Origin of the sequence: Flagellimonas eckloniae, from assembly GCF_001413955.1 — a bacterium.
Classification (GTDB): Bacteria; Bacteroidota; Bacteroidia; order Flavobacteriales; family Flavobacteriaceae; genus Flagellimonas; species Flagellimonas eckloniae.
Map to the genome: position 1 here is coordinate 22,835 of NZ_LCTZ01000002.1, position 16,953 is coordinate 39,787.

The window sequence follows — 16,953 nt, forward strand, 5'->3', positions numbered from 1 at the left end:
CTATTTGGCAACTACTTTTTTAGGGGGTTCAAACAATTCTTTTGCATCTACTTGATTTCGAAGTATATCATCAAAAGTCTCTCGTTCTCGAATTAAATGCGCTTTCCCTTTATACCAAAGAACTTCTGCAGGACGGTATCTTGAGTTATAGTTACTGGCCATGGTAAAACAATATGCACCTGCATTCTTAAAGCTTAAAATATCACCCTCTGAGATTTCATTGATTCTTCGGTTACTACCAAAAGTATCGGTTTCACAGATATAACCTACCACGGAATAGTAGCGTTCTTTTCCATTTGGATTGGAAATATTGCTGATTTCATGGGATGATCCATAAAGCATTGGACGTATTAAATGATTAAATCCTGAATCGACACTTGCAAAAACAGTAGAAGTAGTTTGTTTCACCACATTTACCTTAGCAAGAAAATGACCCGCTTCACTTACCAAGAATTTTCCGGGCTCAAAGGCCAAGGTTAATTCCCTACCATATTCATTACAGAACTCATTGAATCTTTTCGTTAGTTTTTTGCCCAGTTCTTCCACATTGGTTTCTATATCACCTGCTTTGTATGGTACTTTAAATCCACTTCCAAAATCAATAAACTCTAAATTCTTGAAGTTTTTTGCAGTCTCAAATAAAATTTCCGAAGCATAAAGGAAGACATCAATATCCAGGATATCACTTCCCGTATGCATGTGAATCCCATTGATGTTCATTTGGGTTAGATCAACAATGCGCAACAAATGTGGAATTTGATGAATGCTGATTCCGAACTTTGAATCAATATGACCAACTGAAATATTGGAGTTGCCTCCAGCCATTACATGTGGATTAATTCTGATACAAACAGGTACATCGGGATGTTTGCTCCCAAACTGTTCCAATATTGATAAATTGTCAATATTAATCTGAACCCCTAGAGCTGAAGCTTCTTCAATTTCCTCCAACGATACCCCATTTGGTGTATAAATAATGGATTCAGGTTTAAAACCGGCCATCAGCCCAAGTTTAACCTCTTGAACAGATACCGTATCCAAACCACTCCCCAAATTGTTCATCAAACGTAAAATGGAAATATTGGAAAGTGCTTTTGTGGCATAGTTTAGTCTAAGGCTACCCACTCCTTTAAAGGCTTTTGTCAAACGGTTAAATTGTGACGTAATTTTTTCGGCGTCATACACGTATACCGGTGCACCAAACTTTTTGGCAATATTTAGTAAATTCTGGGAGTTCATTTGATATTAGTCTTTTGGCAAATCTAAACCTTGCTATTAAGATGTACAAGATATTATTTGATAAAAATACAAATACAACAAATTGTTATAAAAATAACAAACTTGATTTTCCAACTTGCTGTTTTGAAACTCAGATTGTACATTTAACACAAATTCCAATGATGATATTACCTCTATTCCCATTGCAATCGGTTTTTTTTCCAGGTGAAACAGTACCTCTACATATTTTTGAAGACCGCTACAAACAATTAATAAATGACTGTAGAAAGGAGGCTATGACCTTTGGAATTCCGGTGTTTATAAATAATACACTTGTATATGGGACAGAAGTTCAGTTGGTTGAGGTTGTTACAACCTATGAGAACGGTGAAATGGATGTTGTTGGAGTTGCAAGACAGGTATTTAAGGTACTGTCTTTTGAAAATCGAATGAAGGGAAAGCTTTATGCGGGTGGCGATGTGGAGTTTTTGGATAGTGAGAATGATGCAGACGATGCCCTACGCAAAGAAGTTTTGGAGGGTGTAGAAAAGTTATATGACCTAATGCACGTGCCTTTTACCAAAACTTCTCCAAAACAGTTTAATAGTTATTCCCTTGCACATAAAATGGGATTATCCTTTGAGCAGGAGTATGAACTTCTGCAAATTCCAAATGAGACTGATAGGTTGTTGTATATCAAAAAGCACTTAGAGACAACTGCATTAGTTTTAAGTGAAGTGAATAGAACCAAAAATACTATAGAAATGAATGGACACTTTAAAAATTTTGATCCTTTGGATTTTGAAGATTTTAAAGTCTAAGGATAGTTAGGGTAATTACCTTTCGTTTTCTATTTTTGTCACCAAATAAAAGTCAGTTCATAGATGAATCTTCACGAATATCAAGGAAAAGAAATTTTAGCCAGTTTTGGAGTTAGAATCCAACGTGGAATTGTTGCACACAATGCAAAGGAAGCAGTAGATGCTGCCAAACACCTTACCCAAGAAACAGGTACGGGATGGCATGTAATCAAAGCGCAGGTTCATGCAGGAGGTAGAGGCAAGGGCGGCGGTGTAAAATTGGCCAAAAATCTAAAGGAAGTTGAGGAATTGGCGGGAAGTATTATCGGAATGAACTTGATTACACCTCAAACTTCGGCCGAAGGTAAAAAAGTACATCAAGTACTTGTTGCAGAAGATGTTTATTATCCAGGCGACAGTGAGACGAATGAGTTTTACATGTCCGTACTTTTAAATAGAGGTTCTGGAAGAAACATGATCATGTATTCTACCGAAGGAGGAATGGATATTGAAGAAGTGGCAGAAAAGACGCCACATCTAATTTTTACTGAAGAGATTGACCCTGCAACCGGATTAATGCCTTTTCAAGCCCGAAAGATTGCTTTTAATCTCGGACTGTCAGGTACAGCTTTCAAAGAAATGACAAAGTTTGTGTCATCATTATACAAAGCATATGTTGAAAGCGATTCAAGTATGTTTGAAATTAATCCAGTTTTAAAAACATCAGATGATAAGATAATGGCAGTGGATGCCAAGGTATCTATCGATGACAATGCATTATACAGAAGAAAAGCCTATGCGGAAATGCGCGATTTACGTGAGGAAAACCCCATTGAAGTTGAAGCTCGAGAGGTAGGCTTGAATTATGTCGATTTGGATGGTAACGTTGGCTGTATGGTAAATGGCGCAGGATTGGCAATGGCCACTATGGATTTGATAAAAATGGCTGGCGGAGAACCAGCTAACTTCTTGGACGTTGGTGGTACCGCAGATGCTAAAAGAGTAGAGGAAGCGTTTCGCATCATTTTAAAAGATCCAAATGTAAAGGCTATTCTTATAAATATTTTTGGAGGTATTGTTCGTTGTGATAGAGTTGCCCAAGGTGTTGTGGACGCCTATAAAAACATGGGAGATGCCATCAAAGTTCCAATTATTGTAAGACTACAAGGTACCAATGCTGAGTTGGCCAAAGAGATTATAGATAATTCTGGATTGGCTGTGCATTCAGCAGTTCAGTTTCAGGAAGCCGCTGATAAAGTGAAAGAAGTATTGGCTTAAACTTTCTGGTTTACGAAGAAAAAGGGGCAACGTTAATTTGATGTTGCCCCTTTTTTATTATCCTAGATTTTTTGTTTTGCTCATGAGAATACTCGCTTTTTAGTTTGTCTCATTTCTAACAGTACTGTACTTTTTTTAACGAATTCTCCAAACTAGCACACTACACTTTAAATTCTTTATTGTCAAATTCAAAAATTTGTTGAATAAGCTTTTTATGGTTTTGTTGGCATTTTATCAGGTTTTTAAGATGAATATTCATTAAAAATATGTTAAAAACTTATTTTATTGTAACATTCCTAATAATTTAAAGTCTTTTATATATCATCACATCAATTATAAATCAAAAAACGAAATCATCATGAAAAAAGTTAGTATCACATTAGTGGCAATTTTGCTACTTGCATCCGGAAGTATTTTTGCAAACGATATCAACACAGTCAACCCAACAAAAAATCTCGTTACCCAGATTAAAAAAATGCTTAAGGATAACTCCTTTGAGGTAGCGGAGAAAGATTTAATTGCCGAAGTACGTTTTACAATAAACAAAGAAAGAGAGTTGGTTGTGCTTTCAGTTGATACTGAAGACGATTCTCTGGACCATTTTGTAAAAGGTAGTTTGAACTATAGGAAAGTGGATTTAGAAGATATGAGCGAAGGCAAAATATTTACACTTTCTGTACGGATTACAGCTTAATTGGCTGGAATTATTTGAATTAGCTAGGAAAACCCTGAAATTATTCAGGGTTTTTCATGTAATAAAACTAGCGGTTTTGGAGTTATTATGAAGGAATTTGTTCAAAACTGACTATATGGATACCTATAAAGAAAAGCTTAGTATTCTTTCTGAGATGATCGCATTCGCACGGGTTGACCAATCTTTAAAGGACTCAGAGTATCAATTCTTGGTTGGCGTAGCTTCAAGCTTAGGCGTGGATAAGACCACTTTTGAATTTCTATTGAACGAAAAACCTTCAAAAACTTTCCTTAAGTCGCAGGCAGAGCGGATTGTACAATTCCATAGATTGTTGCTTCTAATGAATATAGATCAAGAACAACATGAAAAAGAAATGCTCACCCTTCGAAATATTGGGCTTGCAATGGGACTTCCACCTTCTGGAATTGAGCAGGTCTTTAGTGTAATGCATGAATATCCAAATAAGGTTGTTCCTCCAGATATATTGATCAATATTTTCAAAGCACATTATAATTAAGTCATTTTGACATGTTTTTAGGTTCAAATAATGCCAAAATGGCATTATAAATGCATTGGTACATGATTTGACTATTGGTAATTGATTTTAATGTTTAATATAAAATGAATCACCATGAGTATAGTAAAAAGAAATAATGTGTTTTTCCCATCCTTAATGAATGATCTTTTAAGACCGGATTGGTTTGGCGGGACTGAAAATTGGAACACCAACTTTCCGGCAGTAAACATCAAAGACAATACAGAAGGTTTTGAATTGGAATTAGCCGTTCCTGGTCTTAAAAAAGATGATTTTAAAGTGGAAGTGGATAATGATATTTTGACCATATCCAGTGAAATTACTTCTGAAAACAAGGAAACAAAGGACAATTACACCAGAAAGGAATTTTCGTTTAGGTCATTTAATCGAGCCTTCACTTTACCGGAAACGGTAGATGGTACCAAAATAGACGCTTCATATGAAAATGGAATTTTAAAATTAACCTTACCCAAAAAAGATGAGGCATTGCCAAAACCAAAGCGATTAATTTCGATAGGGTAGTAGCTACAAAGCATAAATTATCAAAAGAACACCAAGTTAAGTGTTTCATGATGGTTGGTTAGTTGGTGGGAGCGCGTTTTTAGAGTTTATATCTAGAAGCGCGCTTTTTTTCTTTAATCCTGATTCTGCAATACCTTTATTTCATCTCTCAATTTCGCAGCTTCCATAAAGTTTAATTCTTTGGCAGCTTTTTCCATTGCTTTCCGTTTATCCCGGATCATTTTTTCTTTTTGATTCTGGGTAAGATATTCTAAATCCGGCTCCGCGGCACGCAATTCTTCTTTTTGAAAATGGTATGTAGAGACGGAATTTTTTGCCAAAGCACTATCAAGGCCTTTGTTCAAAGCTTTGGGTACCATATTATGTTTTTTATTATATGCTATTTGTTTTTCCCTACGATAATTGGTTTCATCAATGGTTTTCTGCATACTTTCGGTAATGTTATCAGCATACATAATGGCCTTTCCGTTTAGGTTACGGGCGGCCCTACCCACGGTCTGGGTCAATGACCTGTTACTACGTAAAAATCCCTCTTTATCAGCGTCCAATATTGCCACAAGTGAAACTTCTGGTAAATCCAACCCTTCTCTTAAAAGGTTTACACCAATAAGTACATCAAAAATACCTTTCCTCAAATCTTGCATGATTTCAACACGTTCAAGCGTATCCACATCACTGTGAATGTAACGGCACCGAACATCTATTCGAGTCAAATATTTTGCCAGTTCCTCAGCCATTCGTTTGGTTAATGTGGTCACCAAAGTTCGTTCATCAGCTTCTACTCTTTGTTGAATTTCTTCCACCAAATCATCTATTTGGTTCTGGCTTGGGCGAACCTCAATAATAGGATCTAATAACCCCGTTGGTCTAATTACCTGTTCTACATAAACTCCCTGGCTTAGCTGCAGTTCATAGTCGGCGGGAGTGGCACTTACATGGATAGCTTGGTTTTGCAATACTTCAAACTCCTCAAACTTCAGAGGTCTATTATCCATTGCCGCCGGCAAACGAAATCCATATTCAACCAAATTTTCCTTTCTAGAACGGTCGCCTCCATACATGGCATGAACTTGAGGAATAGTGACATGGCTTTCATCAATAATCATTAAGTAATCCTCCGGAAAATAATCCAACAGACAGAATGGTCTGGTTCCGGGCTCTCTACCATCCAAGTATCTGGAATAGTTTTCAATTCCAGAACAATAACCCAGTTCCCGTATCATTTCCAGGTCGAAATTGGTACGCTCCTCCAAACGCTTTGCCTCAAGTGGCCTACCAATTTCTTTAAAATAATCTATTTGTTTTACCAAATCATCTTGAATCTGATGAATGGCATTTTGGAGGATATCCGGAGAGGTCACGAACATGTTTGCCGGATAAATATTTAATGACTCATATATTTCAATCACTTTATTGTTGAATGGGTCTAGGGCTTCAATTTCTTCAATCTCATCTCCAAAAAAGTGGATTCTATAGGCATGGTCGGCATAACTTGGAAATACGTCCACCACATCTCCCTTAACCCTGAAATTACCATTTCTAAAATCAGCAGTTGTCCTAGAATAAAGACTTTGCACCAATTGTTTCAAGAATTTTGTTCTAGCTATAACCTGATCTTTATGAATGGAGATTACATTCTTTTGAAATTCCACAGGGTTTCCGATACCGTATAAACAAGATACTGATGCCACAACAAGAACATCTCTACGGCCTGATAGCAATGAAGAAGTGGCACTTAATCTTAGTTTTTCAATATCTTCATTGATAGACAAATCTTTTTCGATGTATAAACCGCTTGTTGGAATGTAGGCTTCTGGTTGATAATAATCATAGTAGGAAACAAAATATTCAATGGCGTTTTTTGGAAAAAACTGCTTAAACTCAGAATAGAGTTGGGCTGCAAGTGTTTTGTTGTGTGCCAGCACCAATGTAGGTCGCTGTACAGTTTCAATAACATTGGCAACGGTGAATGTTTTTCCAGAACCTGTTACACCAAGTAGGGTCTGATGTGTTTCTTTTTCCTTAATACCATCTACCAACTGTTTTATGGCCTGGGGTTGATCTCCTGTCGGTTTGAATTCTGATACGATTTCGAATTTCATTGCTTAAAATTACAAAGCAAAATGGAGACTTGGGAAAAAAATCTAGCGCTTTAGGGCAAAATAACCTTTAAAGACCCTACCGTCTTCTAAACTGGCCTTAAACCAATAACTGGATGATGGAAGTTCTCCTCCTGAACTATTACATCCGTCCCAACCGTCACTTTTTGGACTAATTTGGGTAATTAATGTTCCAAAACGGTCGTATATAGATATTAGGCTCATGGCCTGTACCTGATCATCTGCTCCTAGCAATTGCCAAGTATCATGTTCATTATCACCGTTGGGAGTAAAAAATTTGGGATAACCTAATATAGAAATCTGTTTTTCACTAACGCCACAACCATTTTTATCATTTACATAAACTGTCCTAAAACCGGCAATGACATCTTCAAATAATGGATCATCTTGATAAACTAAACCGTCCAATGAATATTCATAATCGCCATCACCCTCTACAATGACCATTACAGTATTATTTTCTGAAAAGTCAGTAATATCAATTGATACAAAGATAGCAGGACTGGAGGGGAAAATGGTAAACTCCTTTGTGGTGAAACAATTTGTAGTTTGGTTATTCTGGACATAGGAATACCCTATTTCCAAAACAAAATCCCCAGCTTGCTCAACTGCTATCGAGGAACCACTTTCTAATGATACCAAATCAGAACCATCTTTGTAATACCAGTTATATAGATCATAACCCAATGGAGCATTTAAATGCAATGGTTCTCCATTGGTGCACCAGTTAAACTCTTCTGGGAATGTAAACGAAGGAGAAGGGTTTAAGATCAATTCAATTTCTTCCACATTTTGGCATTCATTATTGTTTTCTAGTCTAGCAAAAATGGTTTCTGGCTGGGACCCATAGTTTGCTGGCAGTGCATTTAGTTTCAAACCTGCATCTTCCCGTGTTTCGTAAAAACTTACTTCCAAACCGGGGAATGCCTGTCTGATTTGGTCTAAATCAAAAGTTCCCTCTAGAATGTCGTCTTCTGGATTATCATCACATCCGTAAAACGTTTTTGGGGTACTACTACCGATTGCAGTAGAAACAACGCTCAGATTGATTTCAGATGAATCTCCACAGTTTCTTTCGTTCATTACACGATAATAAACCGTTTGGGAAAATGGGTTTATATTTTGATATCTAACTGGGTCGGAGATTGGAAGGTCGTTTGTTAAATCAGAAATACTTTCATAAAAAGTATAGGTGAATCCACTATTTGTACTTATCTGCTCTAAGTTAATTGCAGTCAATCCGTCGGTTGAATTGACCATGTCTACATCACATTGTACTAAATTGACCGGATTGGGTATAGGAATAGGAATTATTTCGATTATGGCTTCCCCGTTTATTACACATTCTTTGGGGTCAGCTGGAATAATCTCTAAGGAATACTCGCCTGAATCGGTAAGTCTTGCGGAGGGTATTACAAGCTCATGAGAGGTATTTGGCAGTAAAACTCCATTCTTTTTCCAAATGTAGGCTGCCCCCGATGAAAAATCCACTCCTAATCTTAGCTCTTCGGTTTCACAAATAGATGCCGAGCTTTCCTGAGTTCCATCTTCATTTCTAAAAAGCCCTGCTTTAAAGAAAAAAGATTGAATAAATGGAGGAAGTCCTTGATTCCCAATTTTTCCTTCCAGAGAAATGGCATTGTGTTGATAGTTGGCAGCGGTACCTCCCTCATTTGGGTTGTGGATAACTCCAAGAAATTTTGTTCCTGTAAGGTACTCCTCGGCTATGGTTCTATAGATTTTACCATTGTAGCCCAATTGAAGGGCAGATCTAAATGTTTCCCTTCTATCTAGTTCAACAACTTGGAAGGTTGTCAAATCCAATTGAAATAGTGAAGAGTTGTAGGGGTCATCTATTTCTCCTGAGGCATTATTTGAGGCATTTACATATAAAAATTGTTGGTTCTGTGAAAACTCAACGCCATAGGGAAATCGGTTACTTCCTGGGATATTGATTTGAACGGGATTGGATGTGGTTCCGGTAGCCACATCAAAATCAAGCAAGTAAAGACCACTCATGGAATTTGCACATGCAACCTTAGTACCATCTGGTGAAAATTTAAGATATCCTCTAGAATCAGTAATTTGAAGTTCTGGAAAGCTACTGATTACCGGTGTGCTGTTTATGCCATTTGGTCCTACCTCATAGGCGTAAAAGGTATTAAAGTTAAAGTCATCGTCTCCAGCTGGCGCCAAGGTAACCACCCATACTGACCTATTTGAGCAATCCTTGAGTACGGCAGTAATTTTTTCGGAACTGAAATCCAAAAGATTGATATTCTTTCTACGTACATAACCTTGACCTCCATTGGATTCGAGATCTACTTCTGAGTAGTTAAACCCAAAATTACTATCACTCTCATTGGTTGAAGTATCTACTGTGAAAATATATTGAATGCTGGGATCTTCGGGTTTTGGGACAATCAAGGCAGATTGTGTACTTGAAGAATCCCCATAAAGCCCAGTACCATTGGCAATAACATCGTGATTGGCATTATATACTGTACGTCCATCGGTATATAATAACAAATTCCCTTCCTGATCGGATATGGATGCACAGCCTTCAAGAGTATTCAATTTTCCATCTGTAAGTGCTGTGGTACTTCCATCTTCATTAAAGCGCAAGCCAGCCCCATTTCCAAAATACCAATAGGTTGACTCTCCTTGGCTATATCCAAGAAATACAATTAAAAATACAAAAACAGTAAGTAGTGTTCTTAGCATTTGATGTTTGTCAAACGCTACAATATACTATAAATCACGCTTTTTCAATAGCGCATAGGATAAATAGATGAAAACACCAGTCCAAAAGATGACAATTAAAAACTCGTACCAATACACTGCGTAATCAAATTGCATTTTTTCTCCAATTTGCTCTCCTATATTCTGAACAGCAGAAAGCCGTGTGACAGGCTCCTTTATCAAATTCATCATGGATTCCAATGGAAAGAAGTCTTTAACAAGTTTTGCGTTTGGCCAGCTCATAACCTTCCATCCCAACAATCCAAAAACCAATTGTTCAAGAATTACCCATAGGATCAAAAAGCCTAAAGCAAACGCAGATCGCTTCACAAAAATTCCTAGAAAAAGGCAAAATGAAAAGAAACCAACCAGTTTAACAAAGAATGCCAACAAGAATTCCAAGTCAGAAAAAATGATCGAAAACTCGTTGTAATCAGAATAAATAAGTCCCAAAATCAGTGAAACTATAAAAACAAATACGGTAGAAATGAAGGAAAAGGATATCACCGTAAGAAACTTTGAAAGAATAAATTCTTTCTTGGACAGTCCATCTATTAAATTTTGTTTGATTGTTTTATTACTGTATTCGTTCGCCATCATGGAAACAATCACAATTGCCAAAAACAACTTAAAAAAAGCGGTTACATAGGTGTTAAAATGCCAGATGTAAGGGAAATTGAAAATTCCTTGGTCCGCCAAATGGAATTTTACTGGGCCTATGTCAAATTTTATTGCTGCTATAAGTGCAATAGATGTCAATAAAAGAAAATAGGAGGTAATCAATATTTTACTTGCCCTATTGTTCCAAAGTTTTATGAATTCTATATGTAATAAACGTACCATTCGTTTTTTGATTAGTTGTTTTTGGTCAAGGTTAAAAATTGTTCTTCCAAACTTTCTTTGCGTTTTACAAGATGTGAGAGTACCATGCCCTTGTCAAACAGCATTTTGTTCAGCTCTTCGGCATTCATTTCCTCTTTTAAGAAAGCAGTTAAAGTGCCATTCTCCTTAATGATTTTTCCAAAACTGGCATTCTTTTCCAAAAGTGCCTGCAGTTTCTCCATATCGGCGGTACGCAATTCAAAAAAGCCGTGACTTGCCAACATGCTATCAACCGGACCGGAGTAGAGTTTTTCACCTTTTCGAAGGATTACAACATGGGAACATACTTTTTCAACCTCGTCCAGTAAGTGGGATGCCAATAAAATTGTTGTGCCCTGACCAGCTATTTTTTTAATGATCTCTCTAATTTGATGAATTCCCTGAGGATCCAACCCGTTAGTGGGCTCGTCAAGAATAAGGATTTCTGGGTCATTGAGCAGGGCGGAAGCAATGGCCAAGCGTTGCTTCATTCCCAAGGAGTAGGTTCTGAACTTACTGTCTTTTCGCTCCCAAAGACCAACAAGCTCCAATTTTTCTTGGATTTTGGTTTCAGGGACTTCTTTTATTTTACAGACCAGTTTCAAGTTTTGTATAGCGGTCATGTAGGGATAAAAGTTGGGGCGTTCTATAATGGCGCCTACCTTTTTCAAGGCTTCATGTGTGGAAGTATTTCCGTTGAACCAACTAAACTCACCTGAAGTTCTATTGACCACATTTAAAATAATGCCTAAAGTAGTAGATTTACCACTGCCATTTGGCCCCAAAATACCATAGACATTTCCTTTTTCTATAGTAAATGATAAATCTTTTACTGCGGTGAGGTAACCAAATTTTTTGGTAAGATTACTTACGGATAGTATTGTCTCCAAAGTCGGAATCGTTTTTTGATTTGTTTATAGTAACTTGACGAGGTATAATGGATTTTGTTACAAAATAGCGAAAGAATGTCCGAGGAAAAATTAATGTCAAAGAAAAAACCGGCCTATCCCATCAACAAAAAGTTGGATGGATACCTTCATAGATATAATAGAAAAATTGAAATCCCAATTTTTTATGACGATTTGCTGAGGTTCTCTGGTTCGGTGGTTGTGTATGATTCTGAAGGGGCTGATACGCTTTGGGTAAGGGTATTTTATTCCGAATTTGATCGTGAGGAAATTGATTTAAGCCTTAAAAAAGTCTATTCCATTTTACATTCTGATGGGGGTGATCGCATTTTGGAATATTTAAATGTTGATGCCGTTGATTATTGCACCTTTGGAAACTCAAAACCATTTCGTATCAAAGTGCGAAATATTTTGAATGACAACTACACCTATTTTTATGTAAAGAAAACCGATGCCTCAAGAGTTTATGGTTTGGAGTTGGAGCATATGCTCTCACCCTATAATCTTAACTTTTTGGTTTTTGGTGATACCTTAATTGAGGAACATATTGCGGGAATTCCTGGAGATGTTTTTATAAATGATGTTTTGCCGAAATGTACAGAGGCCGAAAAATCCCAATTGGCAAAAGAGTTCGTGAAATTCAATGAGCGATGTATGATACGTTTGTTGGGAGACATGCGATCATATAATTATGTGATTGTACCAACCCACGATTTTGATCATGTGGTCTATAAAATAAGAGCCATAGATTTTGACCAGCAATGTTTTGAAGGCAAATTAAAGGTATACCGTCCCCAATTTTTCAAGGAAAACTTTCAAATGGTGGAATTGGTTCGTACCAAATTGCAGAAATATTCGGTAGATCAATATAAGATAGAAGAACGATCCATAGTAGCTAAACGGATACTGAGTTCGGGCAACCGAATAAAAAGGTTAGTGGGAATTGGTAAAACGGATACAATTTCTTTAGACGAAAATATTGATCAGTTAAAGCACCAGATATACGACCTCACCAAAGACCTGAATTTTAAGAAATGTACCACTATGGGCCAGGTTTTAGCTCTGGCTTTGGATTTTGTAAAACGCAATTACGAAGATGTCAGCTTAAAGCAGATTCTAGACAACAACCAATCTTAACTCTTCTGCTCCTTATTAAAATACACCAGGTAATAGTACATCTGTTTTTCTTCGTCCCAGCCTTTTTCAACAAATTTTTCTGCGGATTCTGGGTTGATAAAATCCATTTTTATTTGGATGTTGGTATCTAGATTGATGACGTTTTTGATTTTTTTCCGAGCATCGGAAACCGCTTTATTGGCAATGTCAAAATTGGAAACATCCTCAATACTGAACTTGGGTCCTTTTTCTACCTTATAATGCTTAAATTCTGGAATGAGTTCTGGATTTTCCATGACCTCGTTTAAAAAGGAACTTTCCTCAAAGGCATCATTTTTGGCAAAATGATTAACGGCCCGGTTCATGAACATGACCTCTTGTTGCTTATCTTCCGCAGGAAGAACCACATCCTTGGCAAAATTCTGACAGAATTTCAAATAGTTTTTAGTGTAGAAATTCTCATCCGTAAGTGGTGCTAATCCTAAAAAATTCTCCAACCAATACTTAGCATCGTAGCGATTGCTGTCTACAGATAAAACCTTATAACCTTCTTCTTTATCAACATTAAAAACAATACAGCCTTTATCCAATTTATTGATATTGATGCCCTGTCGTATTAAAATTTCAAGATTTTGATCTTTCTCCTTAAATTGAAGAAAGTCGTGTTTCAACTCACTTTTAAAAATACCTATAGCTTCCGTTTTTTGGTTGTTGATGACCATATCAGAAAAATGAACAATATATACTTCTCCGCTTTTTATATGCGGATGATTGGATTGTTCAAAAAGGTGCGTTGTAATTTTTTTTGAAATCTGATGTGATTTTGAAGGGTCTTCAAAAAGTTCTGTAACCGCTTTATAAACTTCATTGAACTCAACGTCCACCTCATTGGAAAACTTAAAGTAATTCTCTTCTTTTTCCCTGAAAGGCTTGAAAAAATATTCCTTTAACAATCCAGACATTTCATCATTCAATGAAAATGGTTCTGCTGATAGAAAAATGGACTCATTTTTACTTTTATTACCAACTCGATGAAGAGAAACACTTTCAATTTGGGCAGGATATAGATTTAGCATTTTTAGTTTTCAGTAAAGGGTTTAAGTATAAATGTTGAAGTTCACGTTTTAAGTATACTTGGGTTTTGACTTAAGATTTGAGGTTGAACTTTTTTATCAGTTCCAATTTTCATCAAAGTCTAAATCGTTATAATTGTCAAAAGAGTCATCAATATCGATGGATGGTTTGGATTCAAACTTTTTTTCAGGTGGGGAATCGGGTAATTCACCAAAACTGAACAATAAATTTGGATAGGTAATACCGTCTTCTTCGGGAACAATATCCGCCAACTCAACAAAAAACGTCCACATACTGAAAAAGTCGTAGACATAAATCATTTTTGGATTTTTTTCGGTTATGATATCGTCAAGGATGGTTTCATTCATCAACCTAACATTGGAACCCGTTTCACTCATATCAAAAAGGGCAATTTCCTCATCTTGGTTCCATTCTTCATCACATGTGTAGAAAGAAGCCATTTCTCCACCTTCAAAACCGAATGCTTGGGTAATTGCATTATGAAAATCTTCTAAAGTACAGCTATCTTCAATTTCAATATCTCTAAAGATATCCTCCTCAGCATCAAGTATTATCCTGATTTTATATATCATCCAATTTTTTTTAGAGTGGGAGCAAAGTTACAATAAATAGTGTTTTATTTCGTGAACCTGTGCAAAGTAAAAGTCATTGCGGCAAGTAGAAAAAATGCTCCAATTTGGTGTGTAACCCCCAACCAAAGAGGTACAGCGTAGATTATTGTAAGGACACCCAATAAAAATTGTAAGGACACCAATATTAGAAGGAGTTTAATTCCTTTATCCTGCAATGGAGTCAACACTAGCTTTCGAGTTCTGTACCAAATAAAAAGTACCACGCCCACAACAATATAGGCAAGATATCGATGTATGAATTGCACTCCACTTTTGCCTTCATAAAAGTTTTTTAGAAACGGCTGTTGCTCTATATAGACGGTTTCATGGATTATCTTGCCTTCATTCATCAAAGGCCAGTGATTGTGGATAAATCCGGCATCCAGACCAGCTACAAAGGCACCCCAAATAATCTGGATCATAAGAATGAAAAGCCCAACACGAATAATATTTCGGATGCCAGCATTAACTTCCTTTTTTGATGGATAAATTAAGTCCAACGCCACCCAAAGACTATAAGCAAAGGTCAAAAAGGCAGTGGTTAGGTGTGCTGCCAACCTGTAATGCGATACATCTGGTCGGTCCACCAAGCCACTTTTTACCATATACCAACCTAAAAACCCTTGAAACCCTCCCATTATCAGGAGAATGAGGCATTTTTTTATGGTGGATTTATCCAGTTTCTTTTTTAACAAAAAGAATAGAAAAGGAATAATAAAAACGATTCCGATAAACCTTCCTATAACCCGATGCAACCATTCCCAGAAATAAATACTTTTAAAATCTTCCAACCCAAAATGGATATTGAGTTTTTGATATTCCGGATATTGTTTGTAAAGTTCAAAGGCATCATGCCACTCTTGTTCGTTCATTGGGGGCAGTGTTCCTTTTATGAGTTTATAATCGGACATGGAGAGTCCAGAATGGGTCAGTCGCGTTATTCCGCCAACCAGTACCATAATAAAAATAAGGGCACAGCCAGTAAGTAACCAATAAATGACATATTTGCTATTTTTCATTACTTGTTACTTTCAGGTTTCAGGTTCATTTTTTTTCCTTTTTCCAACATAAATTGATAGGCTTCATCATGTTCATTGGGAATTTCACCTTCCAATATGGCTTCTTTTATGGCCTCTTTTATAATGCCTATTTCTTTTGACGGTCTTAGATTGAAGGCCTTCATGATTTCCTCTCCTGAAACTGGGGGTTGAAAATTCCGGATATGATCCCGCTCCTCTACCTCTTTTATTTTTTGCCGGACAATTTGAAAGTTATTCTTATATTTTTTCTGCTTTTTTGGGTTTTTGGTGGTAATGTCCGCTTCGCACAACGTCATTAAATCATCTACATTTTCCCCGGCATCAAAAACCAAACGCCTCACTGCAGAATCCGTTACATGATCTTCCGAGAGAATAATGGGTCTGGAACTCATCAAGACCATTTTCTGGACAAACTTCATTTTATCGTTCAATGGCATGCGTAATCTTTTGAAGAGTTTAAAGACCATTTTGGATCCTACAAACTCGTGCGCATGGAATGTCCATCCTATTTTTTTATGGAAGCGTTTGGTTGGGGCTTTTCCAATATCATGGAGCAAGGCCGCCCACCTAAGCCAAACGTCATCTGTATTTTCCGAAATGTTATCTACCACTTCCAGTGTATGCCAAAAATTATCTTTGTGTCGCTGCCCTTCAATTTCCTCTATTCCCTGCAAGGCATGTAATTCTGGAAGAATTAGGGGTAATAGTCCGGTTTGATGCATCAACTTAAAACCAATGGATGGTTTTTTGCTTAGCAATATCTTATGTAACTCATCAACAATACGTTCTTTGGAAATGATTTTGATCCGTTCCTTGTTTTCGGCAATGGCAGTCAAGGATTTAGGTTCAATGGTAAAATCCAGTTGGGTTGCGAAACGAATTGCACGCATCATGCGAAGGGGATCATCGGAATAAGTGATGTTTGGTTCCAATGGAGTTTTTATACGCTTTTTGTCGAGATCATCCAATCCATCAAAGGGGTCTAAAAGGAGTCCGAAATTTTCTGGGTTCAATGCTAGGGCCATTGCGTTGATGGTAAAATCCCTCCTATTTTGATCATCTTCCAAGGAACCATCCTCAACAACAGGTTTTCTGCTGTCACGATGATAACTCTCCTTTCTTGCACCCACGAATTCCAACTCCAGATCTTGGTGTTTGATCATTGCTGTGCCAAAATTCTTAAAGATTGACACTTGCGGTTTTCCTTTTAGTTTTGAGGCGACTTTTTTGGCGAGCTCAATTCCACTCCCAATGGCTACAACATCAATATCTTTTGGTGTACCCCTTTTTAAAAAATAATCACGAACAAATCCACCTATGACATAGGATTCAACACCCAATTCTTTTGAAGTATCACCAATAAGCTTAAAAATAGGATGCTGTATTGCCTTTTTATGGAATTCCTGCGTCATT

15 protein-coding genes are annotated in these 16,953 nt (G+C 36.9%); 6 read left to right on the forward strand and 9 right to left on the reverse strand.

The genetic code is table 11. The features are described from left to right. Nucleotides 1-1,239: a diaminopimelate decarboxylase gene (lysA, locus tag AAY42_RS00185; RefSeq protein ID WP_055391998.1), complete on the reverse strand. Its 1,239-nt coding sequence runs from the start codon at nt 1,237-1,239 to the stop codon at nt 1-3. Nucleotides 1,240-1,397: 158 nt separating this feature from the next. Here lysA and AAY42_RS00190 point away from each other — a divergent pair, with 158 nt between their 5' ends. From AAY42_RS00190 to AAY42_RS00210, 5 genes are all read left to right on the forward strand, one after another. Beyond that, complete coding sequence (locus AAY42_RS00190; RefSeq protein ID WP_245625568.1) at nt 1,398-2,039, forward strand: LON peptidase substrate-binding domain-containing protein; 642 nt, start codon at nt 1,398-1,400, stop codon at nt 2,037-2,039. A 63-nt stretch (nt 2,040-2,102) separates the two neighbouring features. Further along, the gene (sucC, locus tag AAY42_RS00195) at nt 2,103-3,296 is read left to right on the forward strand and encodes an ADP-forming succinate--CoA ligase subunit beta (protein WP_055391999.1); all 1,194 of its coding nucleotides are present in this window, start codon (nt 2,103-2,105) and stop codon (nt 3,294-3,296) included. A gap of 358 nt (nt 3,297-3,654) precedes the next feature. Then, the gene (locus AAY42_RS00200) at nt 3,655-3,990 is read left to right on the forward strand and encodes a hypothetical protein (RefSeq protein WP_055392000.1); all 336 of its coding nucleotides are present in this window, start codon (nt 3,655-3,657) and stop codon (nt 3,988-3,990) included. 115 nt (nt 3,991-4,105) lie between these two features. Next, entirely contained in the window at nt 4,106-4,507 is a 402-nt protein-coding gene (locus AAY42_RS00205; protein ID WP_055392001.1) for a hypothetical protein, read from the forward strand. Nucleotides 4,508-4,621: 114 nt separating this feature from the next. Beyond that, the gene (locus AAY42_RS00210; protein ID WP_055392002.1) at nt 4,622-5,047 is read left to right on the forward strand and encodes an Hsp20/alpha crystallin family protein; all 426 of its coding nucleotides are present in this window, start codon (nt 4,622-4,624) and stop codon (nt 5,045-5,047) included. Nucleotides 5,048-5,160: 113 nt separating this feature from the next. Here the strand turns inward: AAY42_RS00210 and uvrB are convergent, their stop codons facing one another. Genes uvrB through AAY42_RS00230 form a run of 4 tightly spaced genes read right to left on the reverse strand, consistent with a single transcriptional unit; the run spans nt 5,161 to nt 11,660 of the window. Next, complete coding sequence (uvrB, locus tag AAY42_RS00215; protein WP_055392003.1) at nt 5,161-7,149, reverse strand: excinuclease ABC subunit UvrB; 1,989 nt, start codon at nt 7,147-7,149, stop codon at nt 5,161-5,163. Between the two features lie 42 nt (nt 7,150-7,191). Next, a complete protein-coding gene (locus tag AAY42_RS00220; protein WP_055392004.1) occupies nt 7,192-9,891 on the reverse strand; it encodes a T9SS type B sorting domain-containing protein in 2,700 nt (899 codons plus the stop codon). Nucleotides 9,892-9,918: 27 nt separating this feature from the next. Then, complete coding sequence (locus AAY42_RS00225; RefSeq protein WP_055392005.1) at nt 9,919-10,752, reverse strand: ABC transporter permease; 834 nt, start codon at nt 10,750-10,752, stop codon at nt 9,919-9,921. A gap of 11 nt (nt 10,753-10,763) precedes the next feature. Then, a complete protein-coding gene (locus AAY42_RS00230; protein ID WP_055392006.1) occupies nt 10,764-11,660 on the reverse strand; it encodes an ABC transporter ATP-binding protein in 897 nt (298 codons plus the stop codon). 75 nt (nt 11,661-11,735) lie between these two features. Between AAY42_RS00230 and AAY42_RS00235 the strand changes: the two genes are divergently transcribed. After that, nucleotides 11,736-12,815: a hypothetical protein gene (locus tag AAY42_RS00235; RefSeq protein ID WP_055392007.1), complete on the forward strand. Its 1,080-nt coding sequence runs from the start codon at nt 11,736-11,738 to the stop codon at nt 12,813-12,815. On the opposite strand, the gene AAY42_RS00240 is transcribed toward AAY42_RS00235, so the two are convergent. The 4 genes from AAY42_RS00240 to AAY42_RS00255 form a co-directional block, all read right to left on the reverse strand. Continuing rightward, the gene (locus AAY42_RS00240) at nt 12,812-13,870 is read right to left on the reverse strand and encodes a nucleoid-associated protein (protein ID WP_055392008.1); all 1,059 of its coding nucleotides are present in this window, start codon (nt 13,868-13,870) and stop codon (nt 12,812-12,814) included. The two genes, AAY42_RS00235 and AAY42_RS00240, sit on opposite strands and share 4 nt — an antisense overlap. A gap of 96 nt (nt 13,871-13,966) precedes the next feature. After that, nucleotides 13,967-14,461 carry an IS1096 element passenger TnpR family protein gene (locus AAY42_RS00245; protein WP_055392009.1) on the reverse strand — a complete coding sequence of 165 codons (495 nt, stop codon included), beginning with the start codon at nt 14,459-14,461 and terminating at the stop codon, nt 13,967-13,969. 44 nt (nt 14,462-14,505) lie between these two features. After that, the gene (locus AAY42_RS00250) at nt 14,506-15,519 is read right to left on the reverse strand and encodes a COX15/CtaA family protein (protein WP_055392010.1); all 1,014 of its coding nucleotides are present in this window, start codon (nt 15,517-15,519) and stop codon (nt 14,506-14,508) included. After that, nucleotides 15,519-16,952: a CCA tRNA nucleotidyltransferase gene (locus tag AAY42_RS00255; protein WP_055392011.1), complete on the reverse strand. Its 1,434-nt coding sequence runs from the start codon at nt 16,950-16,952 to the stop codon at nt 15,519-15,521. Before AAY42_RS00255 ends, AAY42_RS00250 begins: the two co-directional genes overlap by 1 nt. Between the last annotated feature and the right edge of the window lies 1 nt (nt 16,953).

Bases quoted from the DNA above. Each gene is read 5' to 3' on its own strand.
- sucC (WP_055391999.1), top strand. From the start codon at position 2,103: ATGAATCTTCACGAATATCAAGGAAAAGAAATTTTAGCCAGTTTTGGA.
- AAY42_RS00225 (WP_055392005.1), bottom strand. From the start codon at position 10,752: ATGGTACGTTTATTACATATAGAATTCATAAAACTTTGGAACAATAGG.
- AAY42_RS00245 (WP_055392009.1), bottom strand. From the start codon at position 14,461: ATGATATATAAAATCAGGATAATACTTGATGCTGAGGAGGATATCTTT.
- AAY42_RS00240 (WP_055392008.1), bottom strand. From the start codon at position 13,870: ATGCTAAATCTATATCCTGCCCAAATTGAAAGTGTTTCTCTTCATCGA.
- AAY42_RS00205 (WP_055392001.1), top strand. From the start codon at position 4,106: ATGGATACCTATAAAGAAAAGCTTAGTATTCTTTCTGAGATGATCGCA.
- AAY42_RS00255 (WP_055392011.1), bottom strand. From the start codon at position 16,952: ATGACGCAGGAATTCCATAAAAAGGCAATACAGCATCCTATTTTTAAG.
- uvrB (WP_055392003.1), bottom strand. From the start codon at position 7,149: ATGAAATTCGAAATCGTATCAGAATTCAAACCGACAGGAGATCAACCC.
- AAY42_RS00200 (WP_055392000.1), top strand. From the start codon at position 3,655: ATGAAAAAAGTTAGTATCACATTAGTGGCAATTTTGCTACTTGCATCC.
- lysA (WP_055391998.1), bottom strand. From the start codon at position 1,239: ATGAACTCCCAGAATTTACTAAATATTGCCAAAAAGTTTGGTGCACCG.
- AAY42_RS00235 (WP_055392007.1), top strand. From the start codon at position 11,736: ATGTCCGAGGAAAAATTAATGTCAAAGAAAAAACCGGCCTATCCCATC.
- AAY42_RS00190 (WP_245625568.1), top strand. From the start codon at position 1,398: ATGATGATATTACCTCTATTCCCATTGCAATCGGTTTTTTTTCCAGGT.
- AAY42_RS00220 (WP_055392004.1), bottom strand. From the start codon at position 9,891: ATGCTAAGAACACTACTTACTGTTTTTGTATTTTTAATTGTATTTCTT.
- AAY42_RS00210 (WP_055392002.1), top strand. From the start codon at position 4,622: ATGAGTATAGTAAAAAGAAATAATGTGTTTTTCCCATCCTTAATGAAT.
- AAY42_RS00250 (WP_055392010.1), bottom strand. From the start codon at position 15,519: ATGAAAAATAGCAAATATGTCATTTATTGGTTACTTACTGGCTGTGCC.